The sequence below is a fragment of the Flavisericum labens genome, assembly GCF_045446075.1.
Classification (GTDB): Bacteria; Bacteroidota; Bacteroidia; order Flavobacteriales; family Flavobacteriaceae; genus Flavisericum; species Flavisericum labens.
Genome location: NZ_JBJJBQ010000006.1, coordinates 189,526 through 207,781, shown reverse-complemented (window position 1 = coordinate 207,781; position 18,256 = coordinate 189,526). Strand labels below are relative to the sequence as shown.

General features: G+C 34.3%; 19 protein-coding genes. 14 read left to right on the top strand and 5 right to left on the bottom strand.

All coding sequences use genetic code 11. From position 1 onward, the window contains the following. The first annotated feature begins 78 nt into the window (after window positions 1-78). Together ACIEHO_RS11725 and ACIEHO_RS11720 are read left to right on the top strand one after the other, a co-directional pair. Window positions 79-624 carry a YfiT family bacillithiol transferase gene (locus tag ACIEHO_RS11725; protein ID WP_406971885.1) on the top strand — a complete coding sequence of 182 codons (546 nt, stop codon included), beginning with the start codon at window positions 79-81 and terminating at the stop codon, window positions 622-624. After that, the gene (locus ACIEHO_RS11720; RefSeq protein WP_406971883.1) at window positions 625-1,110 is read left to right on the top strand and encodes a GNAT family N-acetyltransferase; all 486 of its coding nucleotides are present in this window, start codon (window positions 625-627) and stop codon (window positions 1,108-1,110) included. Here the strand turns inward: ACIEHO_RS11720 and ACIEHO_RS11715 are convergent. Beyond that, window positions 1,107-1,664 carry a thioredoxin family protein gene (locus ACIEHO_RS11715; RefSeq protein WP_406971907.1) on the bottom strand — a complete coding sequence of 186 codons (558 nt, stop codon included), beginning with the start codon at window positions 1,662-1,664 and terminating at the stop codon, window positions 1,107-1,109. The two genes, ACIEHO_RS11720 and ACIEHO_RS11715, sit on opposite strands and share 4 nt — an antisense overlap. A 46-nt stretch (window positions 1,665-1,710) precedes the next feature. Between ACIEHO_RS11715 and ACIEHO_RS11710 the strand changes: the two genes are divergently transcribed. After that, window positions 1,711-2,046 (top strand): tRNA-binding protein, encoded by a 336-nt coding sequence (locus ACIEHO_RS11710; protein ID WP_406971881.1) that lies wholly within the window; start codon window positions 1,711-1,713, stop codon window positions 2,044-2,046. A 62-nt stretch (window positions 2,047-2,108) separates the two neighbouring features. Here ACIEHO_RS11710 and ACIEHO_RS11705 read toward each other — a convergent pair whose 3' ends face one another. After that, window positions 2,109-2,495 (bottom strand): PUR family DNA/RNA-binding protein, encoded by a 387-nt coding sequence (locus tag ACIEHO_RS11705; protein ID WP_406971879.1) that lies wholly within the window; start codon window positions 2,493-2,495, stop codon window positions 2,109-2,111. Between the two features lie 161 nt (window positions 2,496-2,656). Continuing rightward, window positions 2,657-4,414, bottom strand: coding sequence for an ABC transporter ATP-binding protein (locus tag ACIEHO_RS11700; protein WP_406971877.1), 1,758 nt, complete (start codon window positions 4,412-4,414; stop codon window positions 2,657-2,659). 201 nt (window positions 4,415-4,615) lie between these two features. Between ACIEHO_RS11700 and nusB the strand changes: the two genes are divergently transcribed. The 5 genes from nusB to ACIEHO_RS11675 all read left to right on the top strand — a co-directional run bounded on the left by nusB (window position 4,616) and on the right by ACIEHO_RS11675 (window position 7,456). Next, entirely contained in the window at window positions 4,616-5,563 is a 948-nt protein-coding gene (gene nusB, locus ACIEHO_RS11695) for a transcription antitermination factor NusB (RefSeq protein ID WP_406971875.1), read from the top strand. Between the two features lie 81 nt (window positions 5,564-5,644). Further along, window positions 5,645-6,121 (top strand): DUF1573 domain-containing protein, encoded by a 477-nt coding sequence (locus tag ACIEHO_RS11690; protein ID WP_406971873.1) that lies wholly within the window; start codon window positions 5,645-5,647, stop codon window positions 6,119-6,121. Window positions 6,122-6,134: 13 nt separating this feature from the next. Continuing rightward, complete coding sequence (gene yajC / locus ACIEHO_RS11685; protein WP_406971871.1) at window positions 6,135-6,434, top strand: preprotein translocase subunit YajC; 300 nt, start codon at window positions 6,135-6,137, stop codon at window positions 6,432-6,434. Between the two features lie 365 nt (window positions 6,435-6,799). After that, window positions 6,800-7,240, top strand: coding sequence for a GNAT family N-acetyltransferase (locus ACIEHO_RS11680; RefSeq protein ID WP_406971869.1), 441 nt, complete (start codon window positions 6,800-6,802; stop codon window positions 7,238-7,240). A 24-nt stretch (window positions 7,241-7,264) separates the two neighbouring features. Further along, window positions 7,265-7,456 (top strand): hypothetical protein, encoded by a 192-nt coding sequence (locus ACIEHO_RS11675; RefSeq protein ID WP_406971867.1) that lies wholly within the window; start codon window positions 7,265-7,267, stop codon window positions 7,454-7,456. A gap of 66 nt (window positions 7,457-7,522) precedes the next feature. On the opposite strand, the gene ACIEHO_RS11670 is transcribed toward ACIEHO_RS11675, so the two are convergent. Continuing rightward, window positions 7,523-8,008 (bottom strand): hypothetical protein, encoded by a 486-nt coding sequence (locus ACIEHO_RS11670; protein WP_406971865.1) that lies wholly within the window; start codon window positions 8,006-8,008, stop codon window positions 7,523-7,525. Window positions 8,009-8,153: 145 nt separating this feature from the next. On the opposite strand from ACIEHO_RS11670, the gene ACIEHO_RS11665 reads away from it, so the two are divergent. Beyond that, window positions 8,154-11,072, top strand: coding sequence for an FAD-binding and (Fe-S)-binding domain-containing protein (locus ACIEHO_RS11665; protein ID WP_406971905.1), 2,919 nt, complete (start codon window positions 8,154-8,156; stop codon window positions 11,070-11,072). Here the strand turns inward: ACIEHO_RS11665 and ACIEHO_RS11660 are convergent. Continuing rightward, on the bottom strand, window positions 11,067-11,924 hold the full coding sequence (locus ACIEHO_RS11660) for a UDP-2,3-diacylglucosamine diphosphatase (protein WP_406971863.1): 858 nt from the start codon (window positions 11,922-11,924) through the stop codon (window positions 11,067-11,069). The two genes, ACIEHO_RS11665 and ACIEHO_RS11660, sit on opposite strands and share 6 nt — an antisense overlap. A 166-nt stretch (window positions 11,925-12,090) precedes the next feature. Between ACIEHO_RS11660 and aroC the strand changes: the two genes are divergently transcribed. From aroC to ACIEHO_RS11635, 5 genes are all read left to right on the top strand, one after another. Next, on the top strand, window positions 12,091-13,149 hold the full coding sequence (gene aroC / locus ACIEHO_RS11655) for a chorismate synthase (RefSeq protein ID WP_406971861.1): 1,059 nt from the start codon (window positions 12,091-12,093) through the stop codon (window positions 13,147-13,149). A gap of 200 nt (window positions 13,150-13,349) precedes the next feature. Continuing rightward, the gene (locus ACIEHO_RS11650; protein ID WP_406971859.1) at window positions 13,350-13,799 is read left to right on the top strand and encodes a hypothetical protein; all 450 of its coding nucleotides are present in this window, start codon (window positions 13,350-13,352) and stop codon (window positions 13,797-13,799) included. A 308-nt stretch (window positions 13,800-14,107) separates the two neighbouring features. Further along, complete coding sequence (locus ACIEHO_RS11645; protein ID WP_406971857.1) at window positions 14,108-15,433, top strand: hypothetical protein; 1,326 nt, start codon at window positions 14,108-14,110, stop codon at window positions 15,431-15,433. A 147-nt stretch (window positions 15,434-15,580) separates the two neighbouring features. Next, window positions 15,581-17,020, top strand: a complete 1,440-nt coding sequence (locus tag ACIEHO_RS11640; protein WP_406971855.1) for a T9SS type B sorting domain-containing protein — start codon at window positions 15,581-15,583, stop codon at window positions 17,018-17,020. Window position 17,021: 1 nt separating this feature from the next. After that, on the top strand, window positions 17,022-18,256 hold a 1,235-nt coding region (locus tag ACIEHO_RS11635; RefSeq protein WP_406971853.1), incomplete at its 3' end, for a PorP/SprF family type IX secretion system membrane protein.

Genomic DNA, 18,256 nt, shown 5'->3' with positions numbered 1-18,256 from the left:
CAATGCTAAAAAACTTTTACGCCAAACAAAGTAGAATTTAAATTCACCTTTGTTTGGCGTAAATTTTTATATTTGTTTATGACGGCTAAGGAATTAGAAACATTAAGGTACCCTATAGGAAAATTCAATTGTCCAGACCACATCTCAAAAGAGCACATTGAAAGTTGGATAGCTGTCTTAGAACACTTTCCAAATCGATTGAAAAGTTTGGTTTCGAACCTTTCCGAAGAACAATTAAATACCTCTTATAGACCTCAAGGTTGGACGGTAAGACAGGTTATTCATCATATTGGTGATAGTCATCATCACTGCTATTCGCGTTTAAAATGGACATTAACCGAAGAGTCTCCAATTATTAAGACTTATTATGAAGACAGATGGGCTGAACTCATTGACTCTAAAGAAGCGCCGATTGAGATAGCATTAGACTATATAAAAGCACTTCATGGGAAGATGGTTTATTTGCTAAATATGTTAGAAGAGGAAGATTTAAACAAACATTTTATTCATCCAGAAACCAATTCTCAATTTACCTTAAAATATACTATTGGAAATTATGCTTGGCACAGCAATCACCACTATGTTCACATAGAAAATTTATTAAAACGCAAAGGTTGGATTTAAATGATTAGACCTTTACATAGCAACGATGTTAGAGCACTCTTAGAGATTTACAATTATTACGTAAAACATTCAGTGGTTACCTTTGATGACAAACCACTGTCATTAAAAATCTTTGAGGAAAAAATAAATCATGTTTTGGCTGAATACCCCGTTTTGGTTTTCGAGGATAATAACGAAATATTGGGTTATGCCTACGGAAGTAAATTTAGACCAAAACCGGCTTATAAAAACACCGTTGAAACAACGGTATATGTTAAACATAATGCTCACCGGAAACAAATAGGTAGCAAGCTTTACGCTGAACTATTACAACTTTTGAAACAACAAAAATTTCATGTGGCCTTGGGAGTTTTAACCTTGCCGAACCATGCCAGTATAAAACTTCACCAAAGATTCAATTTTACCCAAGTGGCCCATTTTAATGAAGTAGGTTATAAGTTTGGTAAATGGTTGGATGTTGGTGTTTTTCAACTGAAACTAATCTAAGACTTCCACTTAATGTTGCAACCAATACTTGGTTTTTGCAATTTTGTGTTTTCTTTGTTCTCAATTAAGCAATCTAAAGCATGCCTTAAATCTTCACCCGTTAAAGGAATGCCATTTTCTGGGCGAGAGCTATCCAATTGACCTCTATAAGCTAGTTGCTGATCTTCATTAAAAACGTAAAAATCAGGTGTACAGGCCGCATCATAAGCTTTTGCGATTTCCTGGGTTTCGTCATATAAATAAGGAAAAGGGTAGTTGTTTTCCTTTGCATGAATTTTCATTTTTTCTGGTGAATCTTGAGGATAATTCACAACATCGTTACTTGAAATAGCCACGAAACCAATCCCTTTTTGCGAGTATGCGTTAGCTATGTTTACGATTTTTTCATTAATATGAATTACAAAAGGACAATGGTTGCAAATAAACATGACAACAGTGCCTTTTTTTCCTTTTACAGACTCTATATCTAAAAGTTTTCCGCTTACAGTATCTATCAATTCAAAATAAGGAGCTTTTGTGCCCAACGGAAGCATATTTGAAGGTGTGCGTGCCATAATTATTAGTTTGTTCAAAGTTCGTTATAATTTGTATTTTTAAAAAATGAATGACGGAATAACTTTTCAGGACTTTACGAAAATAGATTTACGAGTGGGTACTATTATTGAGGTAAATGATTTTCCTGAAGCCAAAAAACCGGCTTTTCAACTCATTATAGATTTTGGAAAATTAGGTATTAAAAAGTCATCAGCCCAAATAACTACTCTTTATAAAAAGGAAGGTTTACTAAACCGACAGATAGTTGCAGTAGTAAATTTTCCTAAAAAGCAAATAGCGAATTTTATGAGTGAATGTTTGGTTATTGGTGCAGTGAAAGACAATGATGTTATCTTGCTTCATCCTGAAAAAAAGGTAAAAAATGGTTCTGTGGTTAGTTAGCCTAAAACATAAAAAAACCGTAACGGTAATGCTACGGTTTTAAATTATGTATTGAAACAATTTTATATATCTTCGAAATCTATATCGGTAAAGCTCTCGGGTGATTTTAATTGGTCTTCAGTTACGCGAGGCTCATTTTCGTATTCATCTTTTTTAAAGTCTTTTTGGTGACGCTCACTAATCACTTCATTGCCTTTTTCTCTGATAATATAGTCAGTCGTCTCGGCTAAAATTTCTTTAAATTCTTCAAAATCTTCCTTATAAATATAGATTTTATGTTTTTTATAATGGAACGATCCATCGTCATTGGTGAACTTTTTGCTTTCAGTTATTGTTAGGTAATAATCTTCTGCTTTTGTAGCTCTTACATCAAAAAAATAGGTACGCCTTCCTGCTCTTAATACTTTCGAAAAAATTTCCTCTTTCTCCATCATGCCGTTATTATTCATCGTTTAATTAAATTTTGTTAAGAAATCAATAGTGTACCAAAAATCTAAAAAAAACCGTTACTAACCAACATTTTTTGAAGTTTCTTTTTGGATACTCCAATTTTATTGAATTTTATTGAACAAAATTGGTGTTTGGTTTGGTGGTCTGAATATGTAAAATGTTATTTTTCAGTTGTTTCGCTTAGCTGTTTTAAATACAGGTGTTGATAATAGCCTTCAGAATTTATTAATGATTCATGGGTGCCTTCCTGCACGATCTTACCATCTTCCAAAACAATTATTTTATCAGCATTTTTTGCTGAAGACACGCGGTGACTTACAATAATAGATGTTTTTCCTTTAGATATTTTCCCCAGTGTTTTCAAGATTTTTTCTTCAGTTTCGGTGTCAACAGCTGATAGGCAATCGTCAAACAACAAAATTTTTGGGGATTTTATAATGGCTCGAGCAATAGAAACGCGTTGTTTTTGTCCGCCCGAAAGTGTAATTCCCCGTTCTCCAAGAATGGTATCGTATCCTTTATTAAATTTAATAATGTTTTTATGTACTTGGGCGTTTTTCGCGGCTTCAACAACTTCATCGTCTGTGGCTTCTTGTTTTCCGAACTTTATATTGTTTTTAATGCTGTCAGAAAACAAAAAGGCGTCCTGTGGTACATATCCAATATGGTCTCGCAAGCTGGTAAGGTTGTGCTCACCTATACTGATACCACCAATGCTTATGGTGCCTTTTTCTATGTCGTACAGCCGGCCTATCAAATCTAAAACAGTAGATTTCCCAGAACCTGTCTTGCCTAAAATAGCCAATGTTTCGCCTTCTTTAATAGTGAAACTGACGCCCTTTAATGCCTGAATATTGGTGTCGTCGTAAGTGAAATAAACGTCTCTAAAGCTAATGTTTCCGTTCACGTCAGTTTCACTTTCAACGATATTTTTAATTTCCGGTTTAATTTTTAAAAACTCATTAATACGTTTTTGCGACGCTTCTGCCTGCTGTACAATAGAAGTTACCCAGCCTACTGTTGCCACTGGCCAAGTTAACATGTTTACATATATAATGAACTCAGCAATGGTTCCAACACTTTCAATTTCACCATTTATATATTGCATACCTCCAACATAAATAACCATAAGGTTACTAGTGCCAATGAGTAAAATCATGATAGGAAAAAACCAGGCCTGCACCTGTGTTAAATGAATTTGTTTTTCTTTGCTTCCTTCTGCAAGTAATCTAAAATTGGACGAGGTTTGTGGCTCTATGCCGTAAGCTTTTATAACCGAAATTCCACTGAAAGATTCTTGTGTAAATGTGGACAGTTTTGATAAATATTCTTGAACAATGGTACTGCGCTTGTGTATTTCTCTACTTAGTTTATATATAATGACCGATAAAATGGGCAATGGCAGAATAGTATATAATGTGAGTTTTGGCGATGCATTTACCATGTAAATAATCACAATTATGAATAATGTAACGGTATTAATACTGTACATTAGTGCTGGACCAACATACATACGCACACGGCCCACATCTTCCGTAATGCGGTTCATTAAATCACCTGTTCGGTTTTTTTTATAAAAATTTAATGAAAGCTTTTGGTACTGTTCGTAAACTTCATTTTTTAAATCGAATTCAATATAACGCGAAACATTTATAATGGTCTGTCTCATAAAAAAGGTAAGCACTCCGCCGATTATGGCCGCACCAACAATGTAAAGGATAACTTCAGTCAATTCAGCTTTTATAGTTGCTTTGCTAACTCCACCTTCCATGTAGTTTTCAATGACCACAAATATTTGCTTGACATACCTTGGCGTAAATAGCAAAAATATTCGTGCAACTATGGTGATAATAATCCCTAAAATTAAGTGTGTTTTGTACTTAAAAAAGTATTTATTTAAGTGCTGTAGCTCTTTCATTATATATATAAAGATAGAAGCGCAAATATAGGGTTTAAAAAACAATAAGATCTGCTCTTCTGGTAAGTGAATTGTTAAAAATAGCCTAAACCTTTATATTAATTAAAGTAAATTAAAAGTATGTGGTTTTTAAATATAGTCTTATTTTTGCCCGGTGAAACCGAGATAAATTTTCATCTTTTTTAAATAGAGTTCTTTGTAATGATGTTAAGCAGGCGACATATTCGTGTAAAAGTAATGCAAACACTTTATGCTTTTAAAGGCAGTGAGAGTGACGACTTTAGTAAAGACCAAAAGTTTTTGCTGTTTAGTGTAGATAATATGTACAATTTGTATTTACTGTTAATTTCTTTGTTGGTAGAAGTGAAGAAAAAAGCAGAGAACGATTTGCATAAAAAGCAAAATAAGCATTTAGCTACAGACGAGGATAAAAATCCTAACCGGAAGTTTATCAATAATCAGTTGTTAAGTTTAATATCTGAAAATGAACAACTAAAAGATGCTTTTAAAGCCCATAATACGAATTATTGGGAAATGGATGATGAATATGTTGAAGTGATTTTTAAAGCTATCATTTCAAGTAACGTGTATAAGGAATACATGAAAACCAGGGTTTCAGATTTCAAAGAAGATAAAGAGTTTATTATTGATGTTTTTAAAGAAGTTATTGCGCCAAACGATAAACTATATGACTATTTGGAAGACAAAAACTTAACTTGGCTTGACGACTTGCCTACTGTAAATACCACGATTTTAAAACTTCTGAGAAAGGCAAAGGCTAAAGTTGGAGAAAGCTATTTCACACCTAAACTTTATAAAGATGCAGAAGATAAGCAGTTTGCTATCGACCTTTTTAGAAAAACACTTTTAAACCAAACGGCAATCAACAAAGAAATTGAGACCAAAACAAAAAATTGGGATGCCGATCGCATTGCTGCCATAGATTATGCATTGTTGCAAATGGCTATTTGTGAATTAAGAAACTTTCCGTCAATTCCCGTAAAAGTAACAATCAACGAGTACTTGGAGATTTCAAAGGAATATTCCACACCAAAAAGTAGCATATTTATAAATGGTATTTTAGATAAGCTCGTTAAAGAGTATGAAATCTCTGGCGCATTGAAGAAAGTAGGGCGTGGCCTTATGTAATTTTGTTAAGAAAACGCGAAAAGTTTTTAATCGGTCAAATAATTGCTATTTTTGTTCACCATAAAAATTAAAAACCTAATTATGAAAAAAATAATCTTAAGCTTAAGTGCCTTGTGTTTGGTGGCCTTTACTTCATGTAAAGAGAATGCTGCAAAAAAAATTGACGAAACCAATGTAGCCGCTGCAGCGGAAAGAGATGCAGTAGCATCAAAATTCCCTGTAATTGATTTTGACAAAACTGAACATGATTTTGGTGAAATTGAAGCTAAAACACCTGTGCAAACGGAATTTAGTTACAAAAATACTGGAGATGCTCCTTTAGTTATCACAAATATTAAAAGTTCTTGCGGATGTACTGTTCCTGAAGATTGGAGTAGAGAACCATTGGCACCTGGCGATTCAGGTAAATTTACCGTTAAATTTAATGGAAGTGGTTCCAATAAAGTAACAAAAACGATTACAGTTACTGCCAATACCGAAAAAGGTAGTGAAATAGTTAAAATAACGGCGTTTGTGAAACCAGACCCGAATAAAGCAACAACGGCTGCGGCTCACTAATTAGATTTAAAAAATGGGAGAAGGAGGAATAGGTAGTTTTCTACCAATAATATTAATGTTTGTAGTAGTGTATTTTTTTATGATAGCACCACAGATGAAACGTGCTAAAAAAGAAAAGAAATTTGCGGCAGCATTAAAACGAGGTGACAAAGTTGTTACCAAAAGTGGTTTACACGGTAAAGTCTCAGATATTAACGAAAAAGATAATAGTTGCATTATTGAAACTTTGGCCGGAAAGTTAAAGTTTGACAAATCGGCCATTTCTATGGAAATGAGTTCTAAATTAAATGCGCCTGTAAAACCAGCAAAGTAAACGAATATTGATTTAATAATATTTTAAAAAGCTTCCTTTAAGGAAGCTTTTTTTGTTTAACAAAGTTTTGTGATTATAGCAAAGACTCTCATTTGCCATTGGTGGTCTGTTTTTGTAAATTTGCAAAACATGGGTAAAGGAAATCTAAAAAAACAAAATTACAGGGTCTACAATTTTAACTTTCTGGTGTTTAGAAACCAATCTGAAAAGTTCATTCCTCCATCTACGATTTCATAAAGAGTAATTCACTTTCTTTACAACTACTAAAATTTAGTGGTATTTTAATTAATATCTACCCTCAATTCATTTTTTAAGTTGAACCTAATTTAAAATATGTTTAATTAGGTTGGCAATAAATATATTCCATGACAATTAAAACTTATGATGCTTTTTCCAGGCTATCAATTATTAACATAAACCGAGTTACCAATTTTCTGTTTCAAAATTTTGATAAGTTTAGAGATTCGAAAAGTGCGATAAGAAAATCTTTAATGTATGCTGCCAAAGAAACACCTGGCTTAGGTGGTTATGTGTTTGTTTTAGAGCAGAAAGATGAGATATTAGGAGCAGTTGTTGTTAACAGAACGGGTATGAACGAGTACCTTTCTGAAAACATTCTGGTTTACGTAGCCGTAAAAAAAGAATATAGAGGTAAGGGTATAGGCAAAAAATTAATTGAACATACCATCAAGTATTGTAAAGGAGATATTGCAATACACATCAATCAAGATAACCCTGCTATTAATTTATTTAAAGACAAAGGGTTTAAACCAAGAAATATAGAAATGAGGTTAGAACGGCCATGAGCTTTCAACTATAAAAAAAATTAAATGAAAATATTATATATAAAGAGAAACACAAAATATGAAAAACGATATACCACTAAAATGGGAGAACTAACTACAAAAGTTACTAGTGTTAAAAAGTATGTATTGGGGTTGCCCGTAAAAACATTGCATAAGCATCAAGAAACCTATTTCGGTCAAGTTAGAAATTACGAAGATCGTATGCTATTTGTATAGAAACTTAAGTTTATTGTATAAAAAGAAAGCACCTTTTAAAGGTGCTTTTTTTATAAATTATATAGATTAGAATTGGTAACGAATACCAAGGGCTATATCAAAATCTAAGTCATCTCTATAATTCCCAAAACCAAATTCTGGCCTGGCATCAATTGATAGTTGCAAAGGAATATCAAAATTATACTCGATACCAATATCTCCAGCGGCAAAAATAAAAGTTTCACTATCATCTACTCCTGGAGGCACATTGTCAAAGCTATAAGAGCCTAATCCTCCACCAACACCGGCATACCAATTAAAGTTACCATCTAATAACCAAACCCATTGGTATAATCCAGCAAGTTTAAAACCGTCGTAGCCATTTCCACTTCTTAATCCTAAATCGAGTTCCAACCTATTGTTAGCGCCTAAAGCACGTTGGTATGATATTTCTGCACCAAAACCATCACTGTCGCCTAGTCGTAAACCAATAGCATTTTCCGAAATTTCTTGAGCATTCGATGTTAATATGAATCCGAATACAGCAATTGATAATAAAAATAATTTTTTCATAAAATATAAGTTTTGTTATTAAATATACGATCTTTTTAAATAAATAGATCAATTTTGTTCAACGTTTTATTTTACAAAAATAAAATCATTATTGTAATTATATTTAACAACTTTATAGTTTTACAAACAATTTTAATGTCTCATGATGTTAACAACACATTTACAGGAATTAAGCGAAAATTTTTCTGGGGAAATTTATTTTGATGAATTAATTAAATCAATCTATGCCACCGATGCTTCTGTCTATAGAATATTGCCATTGGCTGTTGCGTATCCCAAAAACAAGGAAGATTTAAAACAACTTATTGCTTTTGCCAAAAGACATAAAACCTCGTTGATTCCAAGAACTGCGGGCACTTCATTGGCTGGTCAATGTGTAGGAGAAGGCATTGTTGTCGATGTTTCGAAATACTTCACGAAGATTATTAGTTTTGATGAAAAGGAGAGAACAGTTACCGTTCAGCCAGGTGTTGTACGCGATGCTTTAAACAATTATTTAAAACCTTATGGTTTGTTTTTTGGCCCAAACACTTCCACGTCCAATCGTTGTATGATTGGCGGGATGGTGGGTAATAATTCCTCGGGAACAACTTCAATTCAGTATGGGGTAACACGCGATAAAGTTATTGAAATGCACACCGTTTTAAGTGATGGAAGTGAAGCGGTTTTTGAAGAATTGAGTTCGGAAGAATTTCAGAAAAAAACAAAACAAAACAATTTAGAAGGACAAATTTATAACTCGATTTATTCTGAATTAAAGTCAGAATCGATTCAAAATAAAATTTTTGAAAATTTTCCGAAGCCAGAAATACATAGAAGGAATACGGGTTATGCCATTGATGAGTTGGTAAACACAGAAGTTTTTTCTGTAACTGATGAAAAATTCAATATGTGTAAGCTGCTTTCTGGCAGCGAGGGTACTTTGGCATTTACAACGCAAGTTACATTAAAATTGGATGTACTTCCGCCACCACAGGCGATTGTAGTTGCTGCACATTTCGAGAGTATCGAAAACTGTTTGAATGCCGTAGAGTTAACCATGAAGCATAATTTGTATGCGTGTGAAATGATGGATAAAACCATTTTAGATTGTACCAAGCAAAATAAAACCCAGTTTGAAAACAGACAATTTATTGTTGACGACCCTAGGGCTATTTTAATGTGTGAGGTTCGAGCCAATACGCTTAAAGAAGTTGCTGTGTTGGCTGATAATTTAATTAAAGACATTGAGACTTCAAAATTAAGTTATGCCTATCCAAAATTAGTTGGTGACGATGTTAATAAAGCCAATAATTTACGAAGTGCTGGGCTAGGACTTCTGGGTAATATTGTTGGCGATAAAAAATCGGCGGCTTGTATAGAAGATACGGCCGTAGCCTTGCCCGATTTAGCCAATTATATTTCTGAATTTTCCGCTTTAATGAAAGGCTATAATCAAGACGCCATTTATTATGCCCATGCCGGCGCAGGAGAACTGCATTTAAGACCTACTTTAAATTTAAAAAAGTCTGAAGACGTGGCGTTGTTCCGGAAAATAACAACCGATGTGGCCCATTTAGTGAAAAAATACAACGGTTCCATGAGTGGTGAACATGGCGATGGCATCGTGCGAGCTGAATTTATTCCGATGATGATTGGCGATGAAAATTATGAAATCCTGAAACGAATTAAAGAGGCTTTTGATGCTGAATATATTTTTAATCCCGGAAAAATTGTTGACGCATACCCCATGGATAAATCACTCAGGTATGAAGCTGATAGGGAAGAACCAAAAGTGGAAACGCTTTTAGACTTTTCAAAATCCTTAGGAATTCTTAGAGAAGCTGAAAAATGTAACGGATCTGGCGATTGCCGAAAGTTACCAGAATTTGGAGGTACCATGTGTCCCAGTTATCGGGCTACTAGAAACGAAAAAGATACAACACGGGCACGAGCCAATGCCCTCCGTGAGTTTTTAACCAATTCAGATAAATCCAATAAATTTGATTATAAAGAGCTGAAAACGGTTTTCGATTTGTGTTTAAGTTGTAAAGCCTGTGCTAGCGAATGCCCTAGTAGTGTGGATGTTGCTGCTTTAAAAGCAGAATTCCAGTATCAATATCAGAAAGCTAATGGTGTGCCATTACGGACCAGATTATTTGCTTTTAACAACACTTTAAATCGTTACGGTAGTGTATTGCCTGGGCTTACCAATTTTATATTTTCAAACGGATTTACGTCTTCATTATTAAAAAAGAGTTTTGGTATAGCGCCAAAAAGAAATTTGCCGTTAATTTCCAAAAAAAGCTTAAATGCTGAATATAAAAGTAGAAGGTTAAACTTACCTATAAACAACGTCATTAAAACGGTGTACTTGTTTAATGATGAATTCACAAACTATTTGGACACACCTATAGGCGTTGACACCATTGAACTTTTATCAGCCTTGAATTACGACGTAAAAATCGTTACACATGCCGAGTCTGGCCGTTCCTTTTTGTCAAAAGGATTGTTGGAACAAGCTAAAGCTGTAGCCAACAAAAATGTTTCGGTTTTTAAGGATTTGGTTTCAGAAGAAACCCCGCTTTTGGGTATTGAACCATCGGCTATTTTAACGTTTAGGGACGAGTATTTAAAATTGGCAGACGATAAAACTTCCGCGAAAACCTTATCAAAAAATTGCTTTTTGGTTGAAGAGTTTATCCAGCAGGAAATAGAACAGGGTAACATTAAACCCGAGCGGTTCACTACTGAAGAAAGAACCATAAAACTTCATGGGCATTGCCACCAAAAATCATTGAGCAATCAACTTTCTAGTTTTTCAACTTTAAATCTTCCGAAAAATTACAAAGTAACCATTGTACCAACTGGTTGCTGTGGTATGGCTGGAAGTTTTGGTTATGAAAAAGAACATTATGATGTAAGTATGAAAGTTGGTGAACAAACACTTTTTCCTGCTATAAGAAGAGCTTTACCCGAAACTATTATTGCAGCGAATGGAACTAGTTGCAGGCATCAAATTAAGGATGGAACACAGCGAGAGGCCAAACACCCCATTTCCATTTTGAAAGAAGCGTTGCTATGATAATTTCTTACTGTGTTGTTCAACAATAGTTATGGCAGCAATTAAATCTTTGATTTCTAGGTCAACAAAGTCATCTTCAACAACAAAAGGCGCTAGTTTATCTTTATTGAAGTTATAAATTTTCCAGCGTTTAAACTGATATTCTAATGCGGTAAAATTTTCCACCCAATCACCAGAATTTAGGTACATGGTTTTTCCTAGTTTATTTTCTTTATAAACCATTTTAGGTTGATGAATGTGCCCGCATACCACATAATCATAACCGTTTTCAATGGCTAAGTCAGAAATAACAGTTTCATAATCGTTAATATATTTAACGGCACCCTTAACACCGTTTTTTATTTTTGTTGACAGGGAAAAACGTTCTTTTCCACGTTTTTCTAAACACCAATTTACCAATTGGTTCAATAGGGTTAAAAGATTGTAACCATAGCCACCTAATTTAGCTAGCCATTTGGCGTTTTGGATGGAGATGTCAAAAACATCACCATGAAAAAACCAAGCTTTTTTCCCATCAAGTTCTAATACCGCCTTGTCAACTATAGAAATATTTCCAATGGTAGTATCACTGAATTTACGCAACATCTCGTCATGGTTTCCAGTTATGTAAATAACCTCGACGCCATTTGATGCCATGGTCATTATTTTTTTTATAACTTTTAAGTGCGGCTTAGGGAAGTACCTTTTATTAAATTGCCAAATATCAACAATATCGCCATTTAATATGAGTTTTTTTGGCTGAATGCTATTTAGGTAAGTAAGCAAATGCTTGGCATGGCAACCATAGGTTCCTAAATGAACATCAGATATTACGGCAACTTCTAATTTCCTTTTAATCTTCAAAACGTACATGGATTGGTTTATACAAATTACAGTATTAGTTGTGATGTAAACATTATCTGATAATTATTTATCTATCAGTATATTGTTAAGTTAACGTTATGGCCTTAGGTAACTATGTTCATTTTCATTTCCTATTTTATAGGAATAGCGTTATTTTAGCCAAAAATTGAAACTTATGGCTGGAAATTCTTTCGGAAAACTATTTAACTTAACAACTTATGGCGAATCTCATGGTCCTGCATTGGGCGGTGTTATCGACGGTTGCCCTCCTGGAATTGAGTTAGATATTGAGGCGATTCAAAATGAATTGGCACGACGTAAACCTGGTCAGTCGGCCATTGTTACGCAACGTAAGGAGCCCGATGCCGTAAAGTTTCATTCGGGTATTTTTGAAGGTAAAACTACAGGTACACCTATTGGTTTTGTTATTGAAAATACCAATCAAAAATCTCACGATTATTCTCATATTAAAGATAGTTATAGGCCAAGCCATGCGGACTATACCTATGATAAAAAATATGGCATTCGCGATTATCGCGGCGGTGGCAGAAGCTCGGCAAGAGAAACAGCATGTAGGGTAGTGGCAGGGGCCATAGCGAAGCAAGTTTTAAAAGATATAGAAATTAACGCTTATGTATCTGCTGTGGGTACTATGAAACTTGATAAACCTTATAATGAGCTAGATCTTTCCCAAATAGAATCTAATATTGTACGTTGCCCTGATCAAAAAATGGCAAGCGAAATGGAAGCTTATATAAAAGAAGTTCGGGGTAAAGGTGATACTGTTGGAGGCGTTGTGAGTTGCGTTATTAAAAATGTACCTGAAGGGTTGGGCGAGCCTGTTTTTGATAAATTACACGCCGAATTGGGTAAGGCTATGCTATCCATAAACGCCGTTAAAGGTTTTGAATATGGTAGCGGTTTTCTCGGAAGCACTATGTATGGAAGTGACCATAATGATGCTTTTAACAATGACGGTTCAACAAAAACCAATTATTCTGGCGGTATTCAAGGTGGAATAAGTAATGGAATGGACATTTATTTTAACGTGGCGTTTAAGCCAGTTGCTACGCTAATCCAGAAATACGAAACTATTGATAAAAAAGGTAATACAGTTGAAATGCAAGGTAAAGGTCGCCACGACCCTTGTGTAGTGCCAAGAGCTGTGCCAATAGTTGAGGCTATGGCCGCGTTGGTTTTAACCGATTTTTATTTAATCAACAAAATTTATTAGTAAAGAGTTTATAATTTAAAACAGCGTTTAGCAGTTTTTGTTATTTTAAACGTTTTTAACAAACTTTAGTGTTAGGCTATACGCATAATTTTATATGTATAGCCTTATTTTTTTAAGATTTATACTAAAAAAATCGACAAAACGCTTGTTTTTAACGATTAATTACATAGATTTGTGCTTTAATCCCTTAAATCTTAACCATGAAATTAAAATTTTTTGTCATCAGTTTTGCACTCTGCCTAGTAACGGGTATGAGTTTTGCCCAGAAAAAAAAGGAAGCCAAAAGCATAATTAGCGAGAGGGTTACCATAAAAAAATACCATAACAAAGAAGAGCTGGATGGTATGCAAAAAGGCCAACTTATAGCACTCTATACAGAGCGTAATCAAGTTTTAGTTAGGACCTTACCTTACGTGGCATTTGCGACTAAACCAGGTATAACCATGTCTACTTTAGGAATTCCTAACGATTCAGATAATAGAAAGGCTTTGGAAGATCAGTTTGAAACTACCGACGATTATCTTGAAAAGTCAACGGATTTTCATAAGGTTTATCTTCCGTATTCCGATACTAAAAACTTAATTGCTGCCATTTTATTTTATGAAGAAATCATGAAATCATTGCATCAATACAGTGAATTTAGGCAGTAATTAATTATCCCCTATTTTTTTATGTAATACGCTTTCGCATTGTGAATAAAATTGATTTTCGCTTATAATTTAAGGAGGCCAATTAATTTACATGTCGAATTTTGAAATTCTGAAAATAAAATTTTCTTTTTTTTAAAAGTGATTTTTTTAATTCAAAACATGTATTTCATCGATAGGTTTTAGGAATAACTTTGTTAAATAAATGTATTTCATCGAAATAATTGGCATTTCATGGATTTTTTTATATTTTTGAGTTATGATTTAAAATTAGACAATCATATTTAGTTTTTAATATTAAACGAACGACTATGAACAACTTTACCCAAATCTTTTTCATACTTCTTTTCGTAACTGGAAGTCTTTTTTCTCAGCAAGAAAAAGGAATTGTAGGATCTGAAAATTGGCTTAACAATTGGACAGATTTTAATCCTACGCAGTCAGATTATGGAGAACCTACAAAAATTCTAGCAGGAAACATTTCAGAAAATACAACTTTGGTAAAAGGAGAAGTTTACTTGTTGTTGGGTAGTGTTTTTGTAACAAATGGAGCAACACTTACCATTGAACCAGGTGCGGTTATAATGGGTGATTATAAATCTAACGGTTCTCTGACTATTACAAAAGGAGCTAAAATTTTAGCATCTGGCTTTCAGACTGACCCAATTGTTTTTACCTCAAATCGTTCTGTGAAAAGATCAGGTGATTGGGGAGGCCTAATTATTTTAGGCAAAGCACCATCCAATAGATTTGGTAATGGCTCTGCATCGAAATTTTACCCTGAACTTGAACCTTCAAATTATGCTAGTGCTAATTACGGAGGAGAAAGTACTGCGGATAATTCAGGTATTTTAAAATATGTAAGAATTGAGTTTGCTGGAAAGCGTATAGCCAATGCTGGTCATTTTAATGGCCTTTTATTGGCAGGTGTTGGCAATGCAACCATCCTCGAAAACATCATGATTTCTTATTCTGCGGGTAACGCGTTTGAAGCATGGGGCGGTGAGCTAAACATGCTAAATATGGTGTCATATAAAGCTAATAATAACGACTATAAGTTTAATTTCGGAGTTCAATGTAACTTAACAAATTCGTTGGCACTAAGATCACCTTATGTTTCAAATAGTACAGGTTCAAGATGTTTAAAATTGGCATCGTACGATAGAAAGGAAGAAATTGATTTTTCTAAAAAGCCTACGTCGGTAGTAGCCAAAAATATTACTTTCCTTAACGATAGTGAAGATTTAGAAAACGATATAAAAATGGGACTTATAAAGGCTGCCGTTTATGTAGGTGACTATGCTTTGCTTGATATGAATAAAAGTGTTATATCAGGGTTCAATCCAGCGGTAATTTTAGAAGATAAAATTAGCATTAATCAAGGGAACTTAGAGAAAATTAAGTTTACTTCAATGTATTTTAACAATTGTAACGGAAATATTTTTGTTGAAAATAATTCAAACAATGAAGACTTAGAGAATTGGTATGGAAACAGCGCATTTTTTAATGTGTATTCTAAAAGTTCGAATGCCGAAACTTTTATTGATATCAATAATAAAAGAAGACCTGATTTTAGATTACGCATTAATAAAATAATTGCTTCGAACGAAGTAGACCCAGACTTAAGACTTGATTAATAATTAAACACAAAGAGAAGAATACCCCAAATCTACTCTCCTTCCTTTTTTTATGTTACTTTATTAATTTGGAAATTCTTTATAACTCCAACGAGTTAGAGCGATAGTTGTTTTTGGGTGTTTTATTGACAAGAAAAATAATATCGAATGAAGAATTTTACTATAATTCAAATGGCTGTTTTTTTGTTCTTTTCATTAATTGATAATGGGAATGCACAGATTGTTATAGGAAAGCCAAATTTGGGTTTTACGCAAGCATGCGCCAGTCCATCATTCAATACTTACAACGTTACGTTTAGCTTTTCACCAGATACTTCTTTGAGTGGTACAAACAAGTTTATTATTGAACTCTCCGATGAAACTGGAGATTTTTCGAACGCAACAACCATCCACACAACCAATGCTGGTGAGGTAACAACATCACCGGCAACCTTGAGTTTTTCAATGCCTACCTCTATTGCGGGAGAGGGTTATAAACTAAAAATTAGAAGTACGGCACCTGTGGCTTCAAGTACACCTTCAAATACTTTTGCGGCCTACTATAAAATTCAGGATACCCCTTTTACCATAAATAATTTAATTGCTACAGGCGTATATTGCGCGGGAGGAAGCTATGTATTAACTATAGATAATCCTGGCGATGAAAATAACGATTCACCACTTCAATATCCATCACTTACTTTTAATTGGTATAAAGAAACAAGCCCTACTACTTTTGTTTTTGTAGCCGAAGGATCTAGTCTTCCAGTGAATGAATCAGGCACTTATTTTGTTGAAACCAATTATGGTACTTGTACTTCGAATTCATTTTCAAATCGAGTTACTATAAGTCAGGCCACGTCAGGAAGCACATTTGAAATCAGTTCAAGTAAAGGGAATCCATTTTGCTCTTCAGAAGGAAGTACAGTTCTGAGTGCCATAAACGGAAATAGTTATCAATGGTACCTAGAAGAAGAGGCCATTGAAGGAGCTACTAATCAAATGTATTCAACCACTGAGTCCGGAAATTATATGGTTGCCGTTGATTTAGGAGAATGCTCAACCAGTGCCTCAATTGAGTTGGATAGTACTGGATTTACTAGTAGTATTGATGCTGAAGATGTTGAAATGCTTGAGGAAAATGAAACATTAGAAGTTACCGTTACAACAGATGCCATTAACCCAGAGTTTAAATGGTATATTAATGAGTCACTTATAGCCAGCGCCACGAATAATAGTCATGAAATCAATCAAACGGGTAATTACAAGGTCGTTGTAAATCAGACTTCAGATTGTTTGGCTTCAAGCGAATTTAGTTTTGTAGTGCAAGAAGCTTTTCCCGATGTTGCCAAAATTCCAAATTTAATTAGTCCGAATAACGATAACGAAAATGATACTTGGGTGATTCCGCAACAATATGTTAGTGGTACAAATACTGAAGTTACCATTATAAGTGCCCAGGGAAAAGTAGTATTACAAACAAACAATTATCAAAACAATTGGCCCGAAAACCAAATCGACTTTAAAGATATTAATCCAGTCTATTATTATATAATTAAGCCGCCCAATAGTAGCGAAAAAAAGGGTTCTATTACGGTGATTAAATAGCATGACAAAACGAACTTTACATATCATTTTATTTTTCTGTTTTATGCAGCAACTCTATCCTCAATCTGGCGATGGAGTTGTTGCGTTAGATATACCTGTAAGAAATTCGTTGAAATTTAATCGGTATATCATCAACCCAACCTTTAGTTTCGTTCGTGAGCAAAACAAATACATTAGCTTTAATAATAAAAGGGAGTGGGTTCAGTTTGATGATGCTCCTCAAACCTATTTGTTTAGTTACGCTGGAAGATTTAACGAAAATATAGGACTTGGTGCAGCACTGTTCCAACAAAACTATGGTGTGTTGACTACTTTTGGCGGCGTAGTGAATTTTGCGTACAATGCTGTTTTCGATAGAGAAAGTAATTTGACCTTCGGGTTAAATCTTGGTTTTTATAAGAGCGGTATTAATCAAAGCAATGTAATAACTAATTTCCCTGATTCATCGTTGGATGATATCCCATCAAATTCTGTAATAACAATTAACCCAGGAATAAATTATGGTACTGGTTTTTTCGATTTCGGAGTTTCTGTAAATAATTTGGTATCTTATAATTTAACTGAGTCAAAAATGATTGAAGACAATTCGAAACAGGCGCTTCAAGGGCACATTATGTACACTGGATATGTTAACAGCCGTGGATTTTTTGATGAAAGTAAATTCACGAGTTTGTTGCGTTCAGAGTTTAGAGAGGACCAAACCGTTGTTTCAGCTATAGCCATGCTAACCGTGCCAAAAGGTATTTGGGGACAAGTGGGCTACAATACACTTTATGGGGTGTCGGCTGGAATAGGTTTAAACATCACAGACCAAATCGCCATAGAGTACAATTATGAAAAGGCAATGGGCGATTTATCGTCTTTCGGAAACTCGCACGACATTACTTTAGCCTATAAATTTAAAAGCAGATATCGATATAATTATAGTGGAGATGATGATGAGCAAGCTTTCTTGATACCTAAGAAAAGAAATACGTCAAGAACCGCGGCTAGCAGAACAACTTCAAAACCAAAAACGTCTAAAAAGACACAAAAGAGAGAGGTTAAAGAAGAACAATCTAGATTAGCACAGGAAGCTAGAGTTAAGGCAGAACAAGCTAGATTAGCAGAGGAAGCTAGAGTTCAAGCAGGACAAGAAGAACAGTCTAGATTAGCAGAGGAGGCTAGAGTTAAAACTGAACAAGAAGAACAAGCTAGGTTGGCACAGGAGGCTAGTGCTAAAGCAGAACAAGAAGA

Coding starts and splice junctions, on each gene's coding strand:
- ACIEHO_RS11725 (WP_406971885.1), top strand. CDS start 79: ATGACGGCTAAGGAATTAGAAACATTAAGGTACCCTATAGGAAAATTC.
- ACIEHO_RS11720 (WP_406971883.1), top strand. CDS start 625: ATGATTAGACCTTTACATAGCAACGATGTTAGAGCACTCTTAGAGATT.
- ACIEHO_RS11715 (WP_406971907.1), bottom strand. CDS start 1,664: ATGGCACGCACACCTTCAAATATGCTTCCGTTGGGCACAAAAGCTCCT.
- ACIEHO_RS11710 (WP_406971881.1), top strand. CDS start 1,711: ATGAATGACGGAATAACTTTTCAGGACTTTACGAAAATAGATTTACGA.
- ACIEHO_RS11705 (WP_406971879.1), bottom strand. CDS start 2,495: ATGAATAATAACGGCATGATGGAGAAAGAGGAAATTTTTTCGAAAGTA.
- ACIEHO_RS11700 (WP_406971877.1), bottom strand. CDS start 4,414: ATGAAAGAGCTACAGCACTTAAATAAATACTTTTTTAAGTACAAAACA.
- nusB (WP_406971875.1), top strand. CDS start 4,616: ATGATGTTAAGCAGGCGACATATTCGTGTAAAAGTAATGCAAACACTT.
- ACIEHO_RS11690 (WP_406971873.1), top strand. CDS start 5,645: ATGAAAAAAATAATCTTAAGCTTAAGTGCCTTGTGTTTGGTGGCCTTT.
- yajC (WP_406971871.1), top strand. CDS start 6,135: ATGGGAGAAGGAGGAATAGGTAGTTTTCTACCAATAATATTAATGTTT.
- ACIEHO_RS11680 (WP_406971869.1), top strand. CDS start 6,800: ATGACAATTAAAACTTATGATGCTTTTTCCAGGCTATCAATTATTAAC.
- ACIEHO_RS11675 (WP_406971867.1), top strand. CDS start 7,265: ATGAAAATATTATATATAAAGAGAAACACAAAATATGAAAAACGATAT.
- ACIEHO_RS11670 (WP_406971865.1), bottom strand. CDS start 8,008: ATGAAAAAATTATTTTTATTATCAATTGCTGTATTCGGATTCATATTA.
- ACIEHO_RS11665 (WP_406971905.1), top strand. CDS start 8,154: ATGTTAACAACACATTTACAGGAATTAAGCGAAAATTTTTCTGGGGAA.
- ACIEHO_RS11660 (WP_406971863.1), bottom strand. CDS start 11,924: ATGTACGTTTTGAAGATTAAAAGGAAATTAGAAGTTGCCGTAATATCT.
- aroC (WP_406971861.1), top strand. CDS start 12,091: ATGGCTGGAAATTCTTTCGGAAAACTATTTAACTTAACAACTTATGGC.
- ACIEHO_RS11650 (WP_406971859.1), top strand. CDS start 13,350: ATGAAATTAAAATTTTTTGTCATCAGTTTTGCACTCTGCCTAGTAACG.
- ACIEHO_RS11645 (WP_406971857.1), top strand. CDS start 14,108: ATGAACAACTTTACCCAAATCTTTTTCATACTTCTTTTCGTAACTGGA.
- ACIEHO_RS11640 (WP_406971855.1), top strand. CDS start 15,581: ATGAAGAATTTTACTATAATTCAAATGGCTGTTTTTTTGTTCTTTTCA.